The sequence below is a fragment of the Pseudomonas sp. Irchel s3b5 genome (assembly GCF_900187435.1).
Taxonomy (GTDB): Bacteria; Pseudomonadota; Gammaproteobacteria; order Pseudomonadales; family Pseudomonadaceae; genus Aquipseudomonas.
Genome location: NZ_FYDY01000023.1, coordinates 46,403 through 62,868, shown reverse-complemented (window position 1 = coordinate 62,868; position 16,466 = coordinate 46,403). Strand labels below are relative to the sequence as shown.

The 16,466-nt window shown below is 56.8% G+C and carries 11 protein-coding genes and 2 pseudogenes; 10 read left to right on the top strand and 3 right to left on the bottom strand.

What is annotated here, in order from left to right:
* Nucleotides 1-237: 237 nt before the first annotated feature.
* Together CKW15_RS21075 and CKW15_RS21070 are read left to right on the top strand one after the other, a co-directional pair.
* Entirely contained in the window at nucleotides 238-3,054 is a 2,817-nt protein-coding gene (locus CKW15_RS21075; RefSeq protein WP_095152642.1) for an MFS transporter, read from the top strand.
* A 20-nt stretch (nucleotides 3,055-3,074) separates the two neighbouring features.
* The gene (locus CKW15_RS21070; protein WP_095056194.1) at nucleotides 3,075-4,088 is read left to right on the top strand and encodes an ABC transporter substrate-binding protein; all 1,014 of its coding nucleotides are present in this window, start codon (nucleotides 3,075-3,077) and stop codon (nucleotides 4,086-4,088) included.
* 200 nt (nucleotides 4,089-4,288) lie between these two features.
* Here the strand turns inward: CKW15_RS21070 and CKW15_RS29150 are convergent.
* Nucleotides 4,289-4,484 (bottom strand): annotated as a pseudogene (locus CKW15_RS29150) (transposase domain-containing protein); the annotation flags it as partial.
* A 265-nt stretch (nucleotides 4,485-4,749) separates the two neighbouring features.
* On the opposite strand from CKW15_RS29150, the gene CKW15_RS21065 reads away from it, so the two are divergent.
* The 4 genes from CKW15_RS21065 to CKW15_RS21050 all read left to right on the top strand — a co-directional run bounded on the left by CKW15_RS21065 (nucleotide 4,750) and on the right by CKW15_RS21050 (nucleotide 7,984).
* Entirely contained in the window at nucleotides 4,750-5,199 is a 450-nt protein-coding gene (locus tag CKW15_RS21065; RefSeq protein WP_095056193.1) for a GNAT family acetyltransferase, read from the top strand.
* A 482-nt stretch (nucleotides 5,200-5,681) separates the two neighbouring features.
* A complete protein-coding gene (locus CKW15_RS21060; RefSeq protein ID WP_095060446.1) occupies nucleotides 5,682-5,903 on the top strand; it encodes a TetR family transcriptional regulator in 222 nt (73 codons plus the stop codon).
* Between the two features lie 180 nt (nucleotides 5,904-6,083).
* The gene (locus tag CKW15_RS21055) at nucleotides 6,084-7,556 is read left to right on the top strand and encodes a DUF1254 domain-containing protein (protein WP_095060444.1); all 1,473 of its coding nucleotides are present in this window, start codon (nucleotides 6,084-6,086) and stop codon (nucleotides 7,554-7,556) included.
* A 158-nt stretch (nucleotides 7,557-7,714) separates the two neighbouring features.
* Nucleotides 7,715-7,984: a hypothetical protein gene (locus tag CKW15_RS21050; RefSeq protein WP_095060442.1), complete on the top strand. Its 270-nt coding sequence runs from the start codon at nucleotides 7,715-7,717 to the stop codon at nucleotides 7,982-7,984.
* 106 nt (nucleotides 7,985-8,090) lie between these two features.
* Here the strand turns inward: CKW15_RS21050 and CKW15_RS21045 are convergent, their stop codons facing one another.
* A complete protein-coding gene (locus CKW15_RS21045) occupies nucleotides 8,091-8,354 on the bottom strand; it encodes a hypothetical protein (protein WP_095060440.1) in 264 nt (87 codons plus the stop codon).
* 184 nt (nucleotides 8,355-8,538) lie between these two features.
* Nucleotides 8,539-11,388, bottom strand: a complete 2,850-nt coding sequence (locus CKW15_RS21040) for an EAL domain-containing protein (RefSeq protein WP_095152641.1) — start codon at nucleotides 11,386-11,388, stop codon at nucleotides 8,539-8,541.
* A gap of 316 nt (nucleotides 11,389-11,704) precedes the next feature.
* On the opposite strand from CKW15_RS21040, the gene CKW15_RS21035 reads away from it, so the two are divergent.
* The 4 genes and pseudogenes from CKW15_RS21035 to CKW15_RS21025 all read left to right on the top strand — a co-directional run bounded on the left by CKW15_RS21035 (nucleotide 11,705) and on the right by CKW15_RS21025 (nucleotide 16,456).
* Nucleotides 11,705-13,048: an MFS transporter gene (locus CKW15_RS21035; RefSeq protein WP_095060436.1), complete on the top strand. Its 1,344-nt coding sequence runs from the start codon at nucleotides 11,705-11,707 to the stop codon at nucleotides 13,046-13,048.
* Between the two features lie 316 nt (nucleotides 13,049-13,364).
* A pseudogene (locus CKW15_RS29145) lies at nucleotides 13,365-13,655 on the top strand (PAS domain-containing protein); the annotation flags it as partial.
* 240 nt (nucleotides 13,656-13,895) lie between these two features.
* The gene (locus tag CKW15_RS21030; protein ID WP_371856313.1) at nucleotides 13,896-14,930 is read left to right on the top strand and encodes a methyl-accepting chemotaxis protein; all 1,035 of its coding nucleotides are present in this window, start codon (nucleotides 13,896-13,898) and stop codon (nucleotides 14,928-14,930) included.
* Between the two features lie 203 nt (nucleotides 14,931-15,133).
* Entirely contained in the window at nucleotides 15,134-16,456 is a 1,323-nt protein-coding gene (locus CKW15_RS21025; RefSeq protein WP_095060432.1) for a DUF1329 domain-containing protein, read from the top strand.
* The last annotated feature ends 10 nt before the right edge of the window (nucleotides 16,457-16,466 follow it).

Genomic DNA, 16,466 nt, shown 5'->3' with positions numbered 1-16,466 from the left:
AACGAACGATGAACCAAGAAATCGACACGCAGAAGTGTCCTGCGCGCAATCGCCATCAGGCGCTGGCTTGGGATACTGAACGGTCGGGAAAAGCTCGGCGCCCAGTTACTGCTAGGCTGTGTATCACCTGATCGTTTTTGAAGTTTGTCAGGCTGGTAGTGCGTTTTTTGAAAGGCCTGCTAGGGGAGTGTGAAGGTAGTGCGAAACCTCAGCTTGCATCTTAGGTGTTGGATCGCATTGACCGTCACAATTGCAACGGTACTTACCGTCCTGGCGGTATTGGTAGTTCTCCAGCACGACGCCATGCTTTCACATTTGACACGCCAAAGACTATCTGTTGTGGCCGAGGCAACTGCCGCACCGTTTCGTGATGTGGCGGCCATGGGGCTTCCACTCACATCAGTGCGCAACTCTGAAGGCCTGCTCAGTCGCGCCAGGGAAACGGATCCTAATATTTCCGGCATCGAATTATTGAGCGCATCCGGGGATATTATTAAGTCAACCGGTGAGACGCTTGACAGCGAACTTGCAGATGAACTGTCGCATGCGCAGGTATTGAATAAGGATGGCAAGTGGGACCTTGAAGACACTAATTCGGTGGCCAGTGGGCGATCCATAGTGAATGAATCGGGCACTCTACTTGGCAGCGTCGTTGCGATTTATCCAAAAAAGGAGCTGCAAGACCGATCGGCACACATTCGCAAAGACATCACACTGGCCTCCGTTGCCTTGCTGGCGATCTTTTCTGCTCTTTCCTTTCTGTTGTTCAGGTTGAAATTACTTGGCGCTATCGGCGGCCTCATTTCCCTGCAGGCGGGACTCAAGGACACCTCAAACGAAGCGTCTGCGGCACAGTCAGATGTTTCAAACAAGAACTCTACAGGAGAAGACTATGGCTTTTTGACACAGGAAGTCATCACACTTCACAACGATCTCATTGGCGCATCGAAGCAGTACAAGGCTGCAATGAAGGAGATGGGCTATTGCGCTGCAGAGACCATAACGCCAGCGTCACCCTTTTCAAATCCGGAATTACTCAATACTCAGTTGATCGCAATACCGCAAACCGTGCTCGATCGAAACGCCGCACGCCAAATCTTGCCCTGGGCGGCTGCCTTGGTGATCGGCCCGGCACTGTTGCTGGGCGTGGTGGCGTATATAAGCGTCGATCAATCCTTTCATCCAGAGCTTGTCAAACGTACCCAACTCATCGGCACGATAGCCGATGCAACCATGCAGCGCACCGTCAACGCAGGTGTGCCGATTGAAAGCATGGTGGGCGGGACCGAATACTTCCGACACCTCCTCGCTGAGTTTCCGGAAATTTCTTACTTCGGCGTGTCCACTGACTACCCAATCATTGAAGTAGGAGAAGATCAACACACCGCAAGCACCCTCAACCGTGCTCTGAGCAATACCCAAAAACTTCCGATTTATCTCAATGGCAAGGTCGTTGGAGCCGTCACAACGCAATCCAATTCAGCTTATATCGCAGAGCTGTTCAAAAGTGTCGCTCTGGATCTTGGTGTGATTGTTGTCGTGATAGTGCTACTGGCACTTGAATTAATTGCGGTCATGATGAGTGTGTCTCTCACGGCACCTCTGAACAGGCTTCACTACATTGTTGCGCTACAAGCCGCAGGAAATTTTTCGACGTGCATAGCTTCTTTGAGCAGGGATGTGGTCGATCAGGTGAGTACCTGCCTCTCCGAGCGTGCAAAAGCTCTCCATGCCATGTTTCATCGTGCACGGCTGGCTGCCGTGAATGGCACACCCCCCTTGGCTGAAACCGCCGATTTGAATTCAATCGGCAAAGCGTTCGGCCTTCACGATATTGGCCCACGCTGGATTCGTTTTTGCAGCCTTATCGATGTGCGTCTCGCATTATTTCTATTCGCCGCCGCCGATGAAATGGAGACGTCCTTTTTTTCCATATTCGTCAAGTCTGCACACAATCCGATACCTTGGTTGAGCGAGGGTGCGGTCACCAGTCTGCCGCTTACGGCTTACCTTATTGCGGTGCTGACCGTGACACCGTTTGTTCGTCCACTTTCAGAACGTTTCGGCCACCGCAAACTTTTCCTGGTGGCCGCCGCAGCGACGGTCATCGCAAAGCTCGGTATGTGCGTTGCCGGAAATGTCCCGGCGATCACTTTTTTTAACCTGATGTGCGGCGCGGGATATGCATTTGCGTATTTGGCCTGCCAGGATTACGTACTGGACGTAGCGCACAAGGACGAGCGTGCACGCTCGTTAGGTTTATTCTCCGCGGCTATGTTTGGCGGTATTTTTGCTGGCTCTGCGCTAGGTGGCATCCTCGCCGATCGGCTCGGATATTCTGCGGTATTTGTCATTAGTGCCGCGCTGATTCTGGTTTCCGGAGCACTCATCTATTGGCAACTTCCCCACCAGCGCCACGTTGACAGCCGCAAGACAGATAGACCGAGGCGATCAAGTAAGGATGTCTTCGCGACTTTTCGAAATCCGCGTTTTGCAAGCCTTGCATTTGGCATCATCGCGCCTCAGGCAATTTTGGATATGGTGTTCATCTCGTATTTGCTCTCACTACTAATGGAGTCGCTTGGCGCCAGCGCAGCGGACATTGGTCGATTACTCATGATCTATTTCTTGATGATCATTATTTCCGGCTCGCTGTACGGAAAACTGGCCGAACGTGGCGTTAGTGCCCGCAACATTGTGATTCCGGGTTCTTTTATAGGAGGTACCTCGTTGCTTGTTGCCGCCACCTGGCCAAGCATAGGGATGATGGGGTTCGCGATGATTGGCGCGGGAGTTGGCCATGGCTTGGTACGAGGTCCCCAGACTGCAATGGTCATGGATGTTGCCGAAACTTCGCTGGCCCATTTGGGCACCAATTCTGCGATTGCTGCCGCGCGCATCATCGAACGGAGCGCAAGCATTGTGGCGCTTGTATGCATTGCCACTGCTGCCGATTACATTGGCTATGTCGGGGCCATTTACACCATCGCAATCCTCGTGCTGTCCGGAGCGCTTCTATACCTGTCAGCATCAACCCCAAGTCGTAATAACTAAAACAATTGAAGGGAACATTTATGACTGGCTATAGAAGAGTGTTTACGGCGCTACTGCTTATGAGCTTTGTGGGGGCAGTTGCGCCTCCGCTCGTGAATGCAGCCGGAAAGAAGACGATCATGATGGTGGCTTGGCTAGGCTGCGAAGACGTTTGTAAAGGAGTAAAGGAATACATCGCAGAGAACAATATCGATGCTGAAATTCTTGTTCGTGATGCCTCTCAAGACAAAAGCAAATTGCCTGCGTTTGCAGCAGAGGCCCGCGCTTTGAATGTCGATGCCGTGATTACCTGGGGCACTAAAGCAACGCTAGGGATGATCGGCACTCTCAATGATCATGACCCCGGATTTTTGGTTGATATCCCGGTTATTTTTACCGTGGTTGCCGATCCGGTTGGCACCCACATCATTCAAAGCTATGAAAACACAGGAAGACCTAACGTCACCGGGACTCGTAATCGCGTGCCAGAAGCAGTAAACATAAAAAGCATTCAACGGTATATGCCCGGCTTCAGTCACCTGGGCATGATCTTCGATACCAGTGAGCCCAATTCCGTGAGCAAGGTTGCGGAAATGCAGTCCCTCACCGATCAACTCAAGATCAAGTTCGATGCCTTACCTCTTGATAAGGGAGTTGATGGCACACCGACGGCCGAGTCGATTGCTTCTAATATGGCGCAATTGAAAGCCAAAGGGGTTCAGTGGGTGTATTTGGGTTCAAGTACGTTCTTGGAAAAGCAGGGAAAAATCTTCACAGAGTCCGCGGTGGAAAATGGCATTGCGGTACTGAGCCCTTACGAGCACCTTGTGAGTGAGTCCCAGGCTTTGATGTCTGTTGCTGCACGCGATTTCGACGTCGGAAAACTGGCTGCCAAGCAAGCCGTCCGGATCGTCGTAGAGGGGAAAAAGCCAGGCGACTTGCCTGTGCTTGCGATCGATCAGTTTGCCTACATAGTCAATATGGCGGTCGCGAAAAAGCTTCAACTCTATCCGCCGGTGGATTTTCTGCAGTTTGTAGAAAAGGTTGAAAACTAGCGCCGCATTGCCGTTGTCAAACACCACCGTTTCGGTTCTGTAGTCAGATGCGGAATTCACCCGCTGGCAGAACGTCGGTTCGGGCCACCGAGCCGTGCATCAGGGGACGAAAATAGATCCGTTCCCTTTCAGACCTTGTTCAGACCTGTTCTTCGGTACGTGATCCATAATCCTCACCTACCGAAAGATGGGGTTCTCGTTTACCGTGGCATTTCCGGTGAGCAGTTCCACGGCAGCAGCGCTTCGTAGTCGGCCACCGACTGCGCATGTGGCAGTCGCTCCAGTACGTGGGGTCAGCCACGTATAGGGTTCCTGGCCGTTGACCTTGAATGCGGGGTTCATGGATCCCTTACGGTGATGCGATGCTGGGGTGGCCGATTTCTGCCAGTCGCGAAAGGTAGGATACGGCCGATTCTGTTGAAAAAGTCGGCCATGGTTTACGCGGCAGAAAAGTAAGCGCTTGAGATTGAAATCTTTACTTTGTGCAGAGGATTCCGGGCTCAGATTTCGCGTAGCTGAGCGCAAAAAAGGCATTTTGAGTAGCCAGTACGCGGGCAGTTTGGAAGTACCGACTTTTTCAACACAATCGGCCAAGAAGAGACAGTGGACATTACCTACGCCAAAGCGCTAGCGTCAGCCCCTTCAATGTGAGGGCTACACCATGGATGCTATTACCGACTACTCAAATGAACACCATCGCCGTTGCGTCATGGAGCTCTGGGAAACCGTATTCGGTTACGAAACCGCGCATAACACTCCCAGCCTTGCTATCGACAAAAAACTGGCCGCAGCGGACGGCCTTTTCTTTGTTGCCCTGTCAGGAAATGAAGTTGTTGGCACCGTTCTCGCTGGATACGACGGCCATCGTGGATGGTTGTATTCGTCGGCGGTGCACCCGTCGCACCGCAGAAACGGCGTAGGGATGAATCTAGTCCGCCATGCAGAGGGTGCGTTGACGGCGCGAGGGTGCATGAAAATCAATCTGCAAATCGTCAGCTCAAATGAAAGTGTCAAAGCCTTTTATGAATCTCTTGGCTATTCGACCGAACCACGCATTAGCATGGGGAAGAAGATTGAGTCGAATATAGTGAGGCCTGAAGAGAAGTCCTGATGAGCGTCAGCTTTGGCTCGATTCTGTTGAAAAAGTCAAGCGTGGTTTTCACGGCAGAAAAGTACGCGCCTGAGATTGAAATCTAGAATCGGCGCAGAGGTATTCGGACTCGGATTTCAAAAAAGATGCTTTCGCCGATCAGTATTCTGGCTGTTTGAGAAAACCGACTTTTTCAACAGAATCGGTCGATTTTTGCCTGTCGCAACCGTCAGCTATATAGGGTCGAATACGATCGCATAGTAGTTGATGCAATTCCTTCCCGGCCAAAAAAGTCGAAGCATAATGGAGCTAAAGCCGCATCATGGGGAGCGCACTTAAAACGACTAAACGGCTATTTAGTAGAGCTAAGTATCGATATTGCTTTCCAGTCAACTCCTCGGCCGCGTTGGCAGCGCTTCCAAGATTATCGCACCCGCCTCACGTAGTTGATCGATCTCTGCAAGGCAAACATCCGGACCTAGCCCCAATCGCTCCATGACTCCATGCCGATTGCCATCGAACAAGATTTCGGCATTGTCAAATCGATGACGCTGCGCCAGTTCGCCAAGGAAGCAGGGGTCAATTCGTCTGCCCTTTACCTTTACTACAAAGGCAAAGAGGATGGTCGGCTGCCCCCTGCCATCCCCCTTCCCTCCCCCCGCAAAACCAGGCTTTCGGGCACGCGAGAGTGTTCAACCTGGACAATAAAAATGACTGGAGAATGAAGCAATTTGAAACTCACTGCGTGATGTGTCCCGGGGTGCTCGCTAACTGTCCGTAGGATCACCCGAGCAGCGTCGCTTTACGGTGTTAATCGGCCCGTTTTTTCATCACTGCAACCAAGATGAGCTATCTTTCAGCCAGATCACCTGTATCAGGTCATTGCCATCAAGTAAGGACGCTTTATGAATCGATTGTCCCGGCGCCAAGCCCTATTCGCCCTGACCTTCGTCAGTACCTTCGGCACAACCTCCGTGCTGGCCGCCCAGAGCCCTGCTGCCCCGGCCGCCACCGCCGTCGCCGGCCCCGTCGCGGGCACAAAAGTGACCGAGCCCTATGTGCGCATGATGGCGCGCGAGGCCTATTTCTGGGGTTGGCCGATGGCCAACATCTTCAACCGCCGCCAGACGTTCAAGGACCTGCCCCAGCCAGGCTTGATGGGCGGGATTGTGCCTGTGGCGCCGATCAATCAGCTGTCGATGCTCAGCGATTACATCGACCCGGCCGAACGGCTGGTGGCCTACCCGAACCAGGACGTGGTGTACGGCGCCGGCAGCATTGCGCTGGATATCGAGCCGGTGGTGTTGCAAGTGCCGGACTTCGGTAAACGCTTCTGGGTCTACCAAGTGGTGGACCTGCGCTCCGACAGCTTCGCCGAACTGGGCAAGATGTATAACACTCAGCCGGGGTTTTACCTGCTGGTGGGCCCGGACTGGAACGGTAAGGTACCGCCGGGCATTACCCGGGTTTACCGCGCACGCACCAACACCGGCTTCGTGATTCCACGGGTATTCCAGGACGACACCGCCGAAGACCGCTTGGCTGTACAACCGGCACTGGCCGGGATCGACATGTACCCGCTGTCCAAGTACGACGGCAAGGCCAAACGACGCGACTGGAGGCAACAGCCGAAATTCCCCGCTCAGGGCGCCGAAGGCAACGCCGAAACCAAGTGGGTGACACCGGAGACGTTCTTCGACGAGCTGCCGGCCCTGCTCAAGGACGCCAAGCCTTTGCCGGGCGAAGAGGCTCGTTACGCGCAAATGTCTGCCCTGGCGGCCATCGCCAAGGCCGATCCGAAACTTCGGGCCGCGATGATCGACGAAGCGAGAAAAGCCGACAGCGAAGTGATCGACCCGTTGTTGCAGTTCCGCAACTATGGCCTGCAATTACCGGATCACTGGAGCACCGTGAACAATGGTGCAGCCTTTGGCACGGACTACTTCACCCGTACGGCGGTGGCGCGTTCGAATATTTTCGTGAACCCGCAGAAAGAAACCAAATACTTCTACCAGGACCTCGACCAGAACGGTTTGCGCCTCAATGGCCGGTACGGCTACAGCGTGACGTTCGCCAAGGGCAAGCTGCCGCCGGTCAAGGGTTTCTGGTCACTGACGCTGTACAACGAACAGCACTTCTTCTCACCCAATGAGCTGAAGCGGTACTCCATCGGCACCAAGAACAAATCCCTGCAAACCAACCCTGACGGGTCGCTGACGCTGTATGTGCAGAGCGAGTCGCCGGGCAAAGACAAGGAAAGCAACTGGTTGCCTGCGCCAAAAGACGCCGACTTCTCGTTGTACATCCGCGCCTACTGGCCGCAAGCCGACGCCCTCGACGGTGACTGGACCCCGCCGCCGGTGGTGAAGGCCAACTGACCGAGGCTGGAGGTCAAATTATTCAAGCTCGTGAGCCACGACGGCTCACCGAGTGTCCTTCCGGGCGGCAACTTGCTGCCGCTCGTCAGCGAGTCAGCACCTTTCGCCGTGCCTGCGCTTCCAACGCTCTATACCCCTCGAATGGATGGCGCCCCGTCATGAACAGAAAAATAGCCGTACTTACGCTGGCAAGCTTGTTGTCGATGGGCTCATTTTCAGCGCTGGCAGCCGAGAAGAATGTTCATGAGCACACCCTCCCCCCGGATGCTGTTCCGGGCGTCAACACGCCTCAAGGGCCTGAATCGAATGAGGAGAAGTCCGACAAAAAAGGCGAAGAGGCGGCAGGTTCAAATTCGGGGGCGCAAACACATGAAACGGAAAAAGACGCGGCGTCGTCGAGCCGTTCGATGGACGAAGTCCAGAACTGAGACCGTATGTTCGGCTGCCCGAGGCGAATTCGGAGAATAGATCAAGCAGGAAAGAGTCGCCCCTTTTCAGCCCCCTCGCGTGATGCGGGGGGCTGGAGGCAGGTGATTAGTATTTGATGTCTCGCGCGGTGTCACGGTTGTCCTGCTTGGTGCTGCGCTTGTCCTGGCGACAGTCGTTGCGGCTCTTTTCATCGCCTTCCTTGCATTCTTCCTTGACCTCTCGGGATGCGTCGCGCCCTTCCTGCTTGGTATCTCGCGATTCCTGTCGCTGGTCTGCCTGATCGGTCGCGTAGGCCTGCGTCGGCAACCAGGTACCGCCCGCGGCAATGGCCAAAGTGGCCAGGGCTGTCAGATAAAACGTGCGAATCATGATTTACCTCCTTCCAGAGTCATCAATCAGTTCTTGCCTGGTCGGCAATGCCGATTCTTCTCTGTAGGAGCGAGCAGGCTCGCTCCTACAACAGCAGCATGACCTCAGGGGATTTAACGATAGGTCGACATAGGCCGTCCCACAAGGAAGTCGCTTCCCGCCGGTCGCGAAACCTCCACAAACCCTAGGCACTCACCAGTGCACTGGCCAACAATGCCTCCAGCCCCATCGGCTTGGAAAAGTAGTAACCCTGGGCCTGCCCGGCGCCTATTTCACGCAGCAGCTCCAGTGTCGCTTTATCCTCGACACCTTCGGCCACCACACTCAGGTCCAGGGACTCAGCCATCCGCACAATCGCCCGGACAATGGCGCGGCTGCGAGCACTGGTGGTCAATTCGAGGATGAACGACTTGTCGATCTTCAAACCGCTGAACCGGTATTGATGCACATAGCTCAGGGATGAAAACCCGGCACCGAAGTCATCGAGCACCACCGACATACCGTTGTCGGCCAGTTGCTGCATGGTCAGCCGGGCAATGGCCGGCTCGGCCACCAGCGCCCCTTCCGTCAGTTCCAGGCAGATCCGTGACGGCGCGACCCGATGCCGCTCCAACAAGGCAAGCACCTCTGCGGCGAACTCGGGGCGCGTCATGCTGTAGCTGGAGCAATTGACGTGCACCGCAGGCCAATTGGCGTGCTCGGGCTGTGCAAGGATCACGGCGATGCTGGTGAGCATGTACAGGTCCAGGCGACCGATCAGGCGCAAACCTTCGACATCGGGCAAGAACTCGCCCGGCGCGATCACCCGGCCGCCCGGTTGATGCCAGCGGATCAACGCCTCAAGGGCCAACAGCTCGCCGGTTTCGACGCTGACAATCGGCTGGAAATACGGCAGCAGTTCGTCGGTCCGTTTAAGCGCGTTGCGCAAGGCGCCTTCACGCTCGACCTGGTCAGAGACTTCACGGCGCACTTCCTGGTTGAACACGGCGTAACTGTCGCGTCCGGCGCTCTTGACCCGATACATTGCCGCATCGGCATCGCGCAGCAGGTCGGCGGGCTCGTCATGGAACTGCGTGTCGGCGCTGACAATACCGATGCTGCAGGACGAAAAGACTTCATAGCCATTGATGAAAAACGGCAGGTCAAACGCCACCAGGATCCGTTCGGCGATTTCGATCATCACATCCAGCGGCGCCTCGGGCGCGAGCACCGAAAACTCATCGCCCCCCAAACGAGCCAACATGTCGGCTTCGCGCAGGCACCCGCGTAACCGGTGGGCAGCCTGCATCAACAGCAGGTCGCCAAAATGGTGGCCGAGGCTGTCGTTGACCATTTTGAAACGGTCGAGGTCGATGAACATGACCGCCAGGTGCCCACCTTCGCTGAGGAACTGCGACCAGGCCAGATTGAGGCGCTGTTGCAGGTAGGTGCGATTCGGTAGCCCGGTCAGCGCATCGTGAGAGTTTTCGTGTTGCAGCTTGGCATTGGCGTGATCGAGTTCGCGGGTGCGGTTCTGCACCCGGGCCTCCAGCCTGAGATTGGCGGCATGAATCGCTTCGGCGGCCGTACGCCGCGACAACGCGGTATCAATGTGGCGCGACACAAACGTCAGCAGTTCCTGGTCACGCAGGGTATAGCGCACCGGTGAGGTATAGCTTTGCACCGCCAGCATGCCCCGCACCACATCGCCATCGAACAATGGAATGCCCAGCCAGGAGAAGGAGCGGACAGACTCATGGGCCCGTTCAATTTCACCCTGCGCAGCCAAGCGCTCAGCCTCGTCTGCGTCAATCAGGCACGGACGACGCTGGCGGATAACGTACTCCGTCAAACCCCGTCGCCCACGCCGAGCCATCGGACGGGTCGTCTGCCGCTCATCGACGTAATAGGGAAAGGTCACTTCACCGGTCGCGTCCTCGAACAGTGCAATGTAAAAGTTCTGCGCGAACAGCAGTTCGCCGACGATGCCATGCAGTGTTTGAAACAGCTCAGCCATATCGCCCGGCCGGCTCGACAGCTCGGCAATCTGGAACAACGCGCTCTGTAGATGTTCGGCACGCTCCCGTTCCGCCACTTCCTGACGCAATGCGTCGTTGAGCGCCGACAGCTCCAGGGTGCGACGCATCACCGTCTGCTCCAGATCCTCGCGGTGCAGAATGCGGTCCAGCGCCATGGCCACGTGGCGGGCCACCACCAGAAACAGCGCGCGGTCTTCAGCGCTGTAGGTACGAGAAACGTCGTACACCTGCATCGCCAGCATGCCGAACACGTCATCCGAAGCGTTTTTCAGCGGAGCGCCCATCCAGAACTCCGGACGATCACCCACACAATGGAAACGGTCCTCGACCTGAGCCGCAAGAATACCGGCGGAGTCGATCAGCAACGGCTGGCCGGAGGTCAACACCTGGCCGGTCAACGACAAGTGCGTCATGTCGAGATATTCGTAATGCTCGGCTTCCACGGCATCAACGTCGATGATGTCGACGTAATACGGGTAGTCAATCTTGCCGGTGTGCGGGTCATACAGGGCGAGATAGAAGTTCTCGGCGTCGATCAGGCTGGCCAGCAGTTGGTGAACACCGACCAGGAACACAGACCGGTCGCGGGTCGAACTGGCCAGGTAGGTAATTTCATACAGCACACGCTGAGTAATCTGCGCACGGGCAAGGGAATTGGTCTGAACCTCCATCCCCAGGCGCCGGGCAAACTCGGCGAGCGCCGGTTCCTCGGCATCATTGACTGGCGCCAATAACCAGCCCAGAACACTTTCACCTTTACCGGTCGGCCAGCGCTGCAAGCGCCGGGTCGCGCAGAAAGCATCGAATGCTTCATTGGCGACGTTTGATGGCCACTGCGCCTGCGGGTCGCCCTGCCCGAGCAGATGCATTTGCTCACCGGCGCGGTAAACCACCCACGCGCGGGTATGGTCCCAGCTGCGCGCTGAGTCGAGTAATTGTTCGATCGTGTTCTCATTGCCAGCGCAGACCGTGCCGACACCCTCGCAGTCTGTGGATTGCCACGGGAATTGGGTCATGTACGAAAACTCATCTGCACTCCCTGAGCCAAAAACCGGCGATGCGCGCTGACTCAATACTAGCCGTGCGCCATCGAGCTTCCCGTTTAAAGCTAATAAAGTTTTTTATCAATGACTTTGTTCACTTTAGTAGCAATTTTGGGACCGACATAACGCCCCCGGCTCTGACATCAGTAATCAATCCAACTGGCGCGAATCATGCCTGTTTGAACAGGGTGAAGTCGGTGCTGACTATGTGGACGACACTTTTGGAGTGAGCCTCCTCAATGCCTGCCTCGATAATCGAATGCTAATTGATGAACCGTCGAGGTCAGGTATGACGAGCGCAACTACCGAACAAGTCAGCCCACGTACGCTGAGAAAAGTGATTGTGGCCGCCGGCATCGGCAATTTCGTCGAGTGGTTCGACTTCGCGGTCTATGGTTTTTTGGCCACCACCATCGCCCAGCAATTTTTCCCCAGTGGCGACGCCAGTGCCGCGCTGCTGAAGACCTTTGCGGTATTCGCCGTGGCGTTTGCGTTTCGGCCCCTTGGCGGGATTTTCTTCGGCATGCTGGGCGACCGGATCGGCCGCAAGCGAACCCTGGCGATGACGATCCTCCTGATGGCCGCTGCGACGACCTTGATCGGTCTATTGCCCAGCTATGCCGCAATCGGGGTGATGGCGCCGATTCTTCTGTCGTTGATCCGTTGCGCCCAGGGCTTCTCCGCCGGGGGCGAATACGCAGGGGCCTGTGCGTACCTGATGGAGCATGCACCGAGCGATAAACGCGCCTGGTACGGCAGCTTCATTCCGGTGTCGACATTTTCCGCCTTCGCATCGGCAGCGGTGGTGGCCTACGCACTCGAGGCGTCACTCTCCGCCGAAGCGATGGGCAGCTGGGGCTGGCGTCTGCCATTCCTGATTGCGGCGCCGCTGGGCCTGGTGGGCCTTTACTTACGCTGGAAACTGGATGAGACACCGGCATTCCAGGCGGTGACTGAGGAGCATGCCGTCGCCCACTCTCCCCTCAAGGAAACATTGCGCAATCATGGTGCGGCGATCTGCTGCCTGGGCGCCTTTGTGTCACTCACCGCACTTTCGTTTTATATGTTCACCACCTACTTCGCGACCTACCTGCAAGTTGCGGGTGGCCTGAGTCGTGCCACTGCGTTGCTGGTGTCACTGATTGCGTTGCTGTTCGCTGCGGCGATCTGCCCGCTGGCCGGGCTGTATTCAGACCGGTTCGGACGTCGAATGACGGTGGTGACGGCTTGCGTGCTGTTGATGGTGGTCGTGTACCCCTCGTTCCTGATGGCCAGTTCCGGTTCGTTCGCAGCGTCCGTCGTCGGCGTGATGCTCCTGGCGGTCGGAGCGGTGTTGTGCGGCGTGGTCACAGCGGCCCTGCTGTCAGAAACCTTCCCGACCCGCACGCGATACACCGCCTCGGCGATCACCTACAACATGGCGTACACCCTTTTTGGCGGCACCGCACCGCTGGTGGCCACGTGGCTGATCACCACCACCGGCAGCAACCTGTCGCCAGCGTTCTATCTGATCGCGATTGCGTTGCTCGCGCTGGCCGGCGGACTGGCACTGCCAGAGACGTCACGGATCTCCCTGCATGACATTGCGTCGCCAGAAAAAGGCGTGGGTGTGAACGCTACGGTTGAAACGTAAAAGAGCGAAGACGGTGCCCTTGCGGCCAGGCGAGCCGGACGCTGGGCCGATCGAGGTTTGAGCCAACGGGTGACCGGTATGGCGCTGGTGCTGCTGACGCCAGGCCTCAAAGGCCACTTCAACTGATTTGGCGCAATAACGGCGCCGAAATGTGTCATCAAATGAAAAGTGGATGTCGTCGAATGCGTGGTCTACCGCAAGGAAAACCGCGTAGAACGAAGCCTGAGGCACGGGTACTTGTCCGGTACCGCCGCTCTGCCAGTTCTGATTTACATGCTCTGACTCATACTAATAATCCGAAAAGGAATTGCACTCTATGCGAGTGAATCTGCCCGTTACCGAGCATGAAAGAACCTTCCCCGCCGACCAGCGATTGATCTCCACGACCGACCTGGACAGCCGCATCACCTACTGCAACGACGCCTTCGCCGACATCAGCGGTTTCACTTACGACGAATTGGTCGGTCAGACGCATAACCTGGTTCGACACCCCGACATGCCACCCGGGGTGTTTGTTCATATGTGGCACACCATCAAGCAAGGCAAGCCCTGGATGGGCATTGTGAAAAACCGCTCGAAAAATGGTGATTTCTATTGGGTCAGTGCCTACGTCACGGCCATCTATGAAAACGGACGCTTGAGTGGTTACGAGTCCGTGCGCTCGGTGCCCACCCGCGACCAGGTCCGTCGGGCAGCCGCCCTCTATGCCAGGATGCGGGCCGGCAAGCCGATCGTTGCCCGGAGCGCGCGGATTCTGCGCCCCCTGAAAAACGGTTGGCCATTGGTGGTAGCTGGCGGTGCTTCACTGCTGGCTCAACACTTGTTACCCGACGCTGCGGCTCAGGGCGTGCTGGTAGCGAGTCTGTGTATTGCCTGGTACTTGATCGAGTCCCGGCAGCGCAGCGCCATTGAGCGCACCTTGGCCGAGCACCCGAAAGCATTTTCCGATCCGCTGGTTGCGCTCACCTACAGCGACAACCATGGTCCCCAGGGTCGACTGGACATGGCCATGCTCAGTGAGGAAGCGCGATTGCAGACAGCCCTGACCAGGCTGGTCGATGCGGTGGTCAACGTGAAGGCCAAGGCGTCCCAGTCATCCGAACTTTCCGGTTCGCAAGCGCAGTCGCTGGATCGTCAGCGCAATGAAACGGATCAGTCTGCCGCTGCCATTTCGCAGATGGCGGCCACCAATCAACAAGTGACGGAAAACGTCATCAGTACGGCGCATGCCGCATCCGAAGCCGATCAGTTGACCAAAGACGGCCGTCAACTGGCCCAGCAAAGCCTGAGCGCCATGGAAGCCATGAATGAGGCCGTCAACGACATCGGCCAGGCAGTCAACACGTTGGCGAGCGAGACGCAATCGATCGGCACGGTCGTGGATGTCATCACGTCCATTGCCGAACAGACCAATCTGTTGGCGCTCAATGCGGCAATCGAGGCCGCCCGGGCAGGCGAGCAAGGACGAGGTTTCGCGGTGGTCGCCGACGAGGTGCGTTCCTTGGCTCAGCGCACTCGCACCTCTACCGAGCAGATCCACGGCATCATCACCTCACTGCATGTCGGCGTTGATCGCGCCGTTTCATCGGCCAGCAAAGGTGAGCAGATTTCCCGCGAGAGCATGCAGCGTGTCGAAGCGGTGCAGGCGGCCCTGGTCGGTATCAGCCAAGCCGTGAGTCGCATCACCGAGATGAGCCAACAGATGGCGTCGGCATCCGAAGAACAGAGCCACGTGACGGAAGACATCAATCAACAGATCACCCGAATCGCTCAACTCTGTGATCACAGTGCCGGACAAGCCGAGCAAGGCGCAGCAATCAGCCAGGACCTTGAGGCAATGGCCGATTATCTGCACGGCCTGGCCGAGCGCTTCAACCGATAGCCATCGCAGGCACCTCCCTCCCCGCATCCAGCTGTCTAAACCGCAGCTGACATGCCCGCGCATGAGTTGGCGGCTGTCATTGATAGCCAAGCGACTGTCGTCAAATGAAAAGCGCCCCCTATTCGGGGGCGTTTTAATGTCCGCACTAAAAAGCTCCGCCTGAGTCACGCGATGTTTGGTACGCCGAGCAGGAGAATAACAATATGAAATTCGTGAAAAGTCTTGTGACTGCTTCATTCCTGACGACACTGGCCTTTGATGCACAGGCCTTGGTAACGAGTCAGGAAGCGTCTGAACTGGGCGCCCGCCTCACTATGGTGGGGGCTGAAAAAGCCGGGAATTCCGATGGTTCCATCCCGGCATACAGCGGAGGCCTGACCACTGCGCCGACCGGTTTCAAGACCGGTGACAGCATGCGCCCGGACCCCTATGCAGGCGAGAAACCGCTACTGGTCATCAACGGCAAGAACGTTGATCAGTACAAGAGCATGTTGACGGAAACCACCGTCACATTGGCCAAGCGTTTCCCCGACTACCGCATCGATGTTTACCCGACCCACCGCACGGCATCGCTGCCGCAGGCGGTGCTGGACAATAGCCGCAAGAACGCCACCGACGCCAGGTCACTCAACGGCGGGCTAGCGTTCGATAATGTATTGCCCGGTGTGCCGTTCCCGATTCCGCAATCGGGTGCCGAGGCGATGTGGAATTTCCTGCTGCGCTACCAGGGCGTCAACACCCGTTCCAAGTACGATTCCTGGAGTGTCGACTCGGCGGGCGTGCCGAGCCTGGCTGTCACCGGCGAGGCATTTGTCTCGTTTCCGATTTACGAGAACATGTCGAAACCGATCAACAACTCCGACATCTACTACCAGTTGAAACTGTCCTACACCGGGCCTGCGCGGCGTGCCGGCGAGTCGATCATGCTCAAGAACGCCACCAACCCACTGCAGCGTCCCGGTCGCGCCTGGCAGTACATGCCGGCCCAGCGCCGGGTCAAACAGATTTCGATCCTGGCCTACGACACCCCGAACCCCGGCACCGCCCGTGCCCTGGAACTGTATGACTGGACGCTGGTGGGCAAGAAAGAAATGATCGTGCCCTACAACACGTACAAACTGACCTATGCCCGGGATGCCAAGTCGCTGACCACCCCCAACTTCATTTCCCCGGACTTCGTACGCTGGGAAAAACACCGGGTCTATGTCGTGGAAGGCAACCTCAAGCCGGGCGCAAAGCACATCTACCAGAAACGCCGCTTCTACCTGGATGAAGACACTTGGGCCGCCGTCGCCTCCGATCAGTTCGACACCCGTGGTCAGCTTTACCGTGGTTCCTTCGCATTCCTCAGCCAGAGCTATGACGAGCAGGTCCCGGATGCCACGCCGTTCATGACGTACGACCTGTCCCTGGGCACCTACAACATCAACGGCGTGGTCGGTCCCCATGGCGGAATCCACTACATCCAGCCGTTATCGACGGCGCAGTGGGTACCGGAATCCATGGCGGGCGCCGGCGTTCGCTGACGCGGATCGG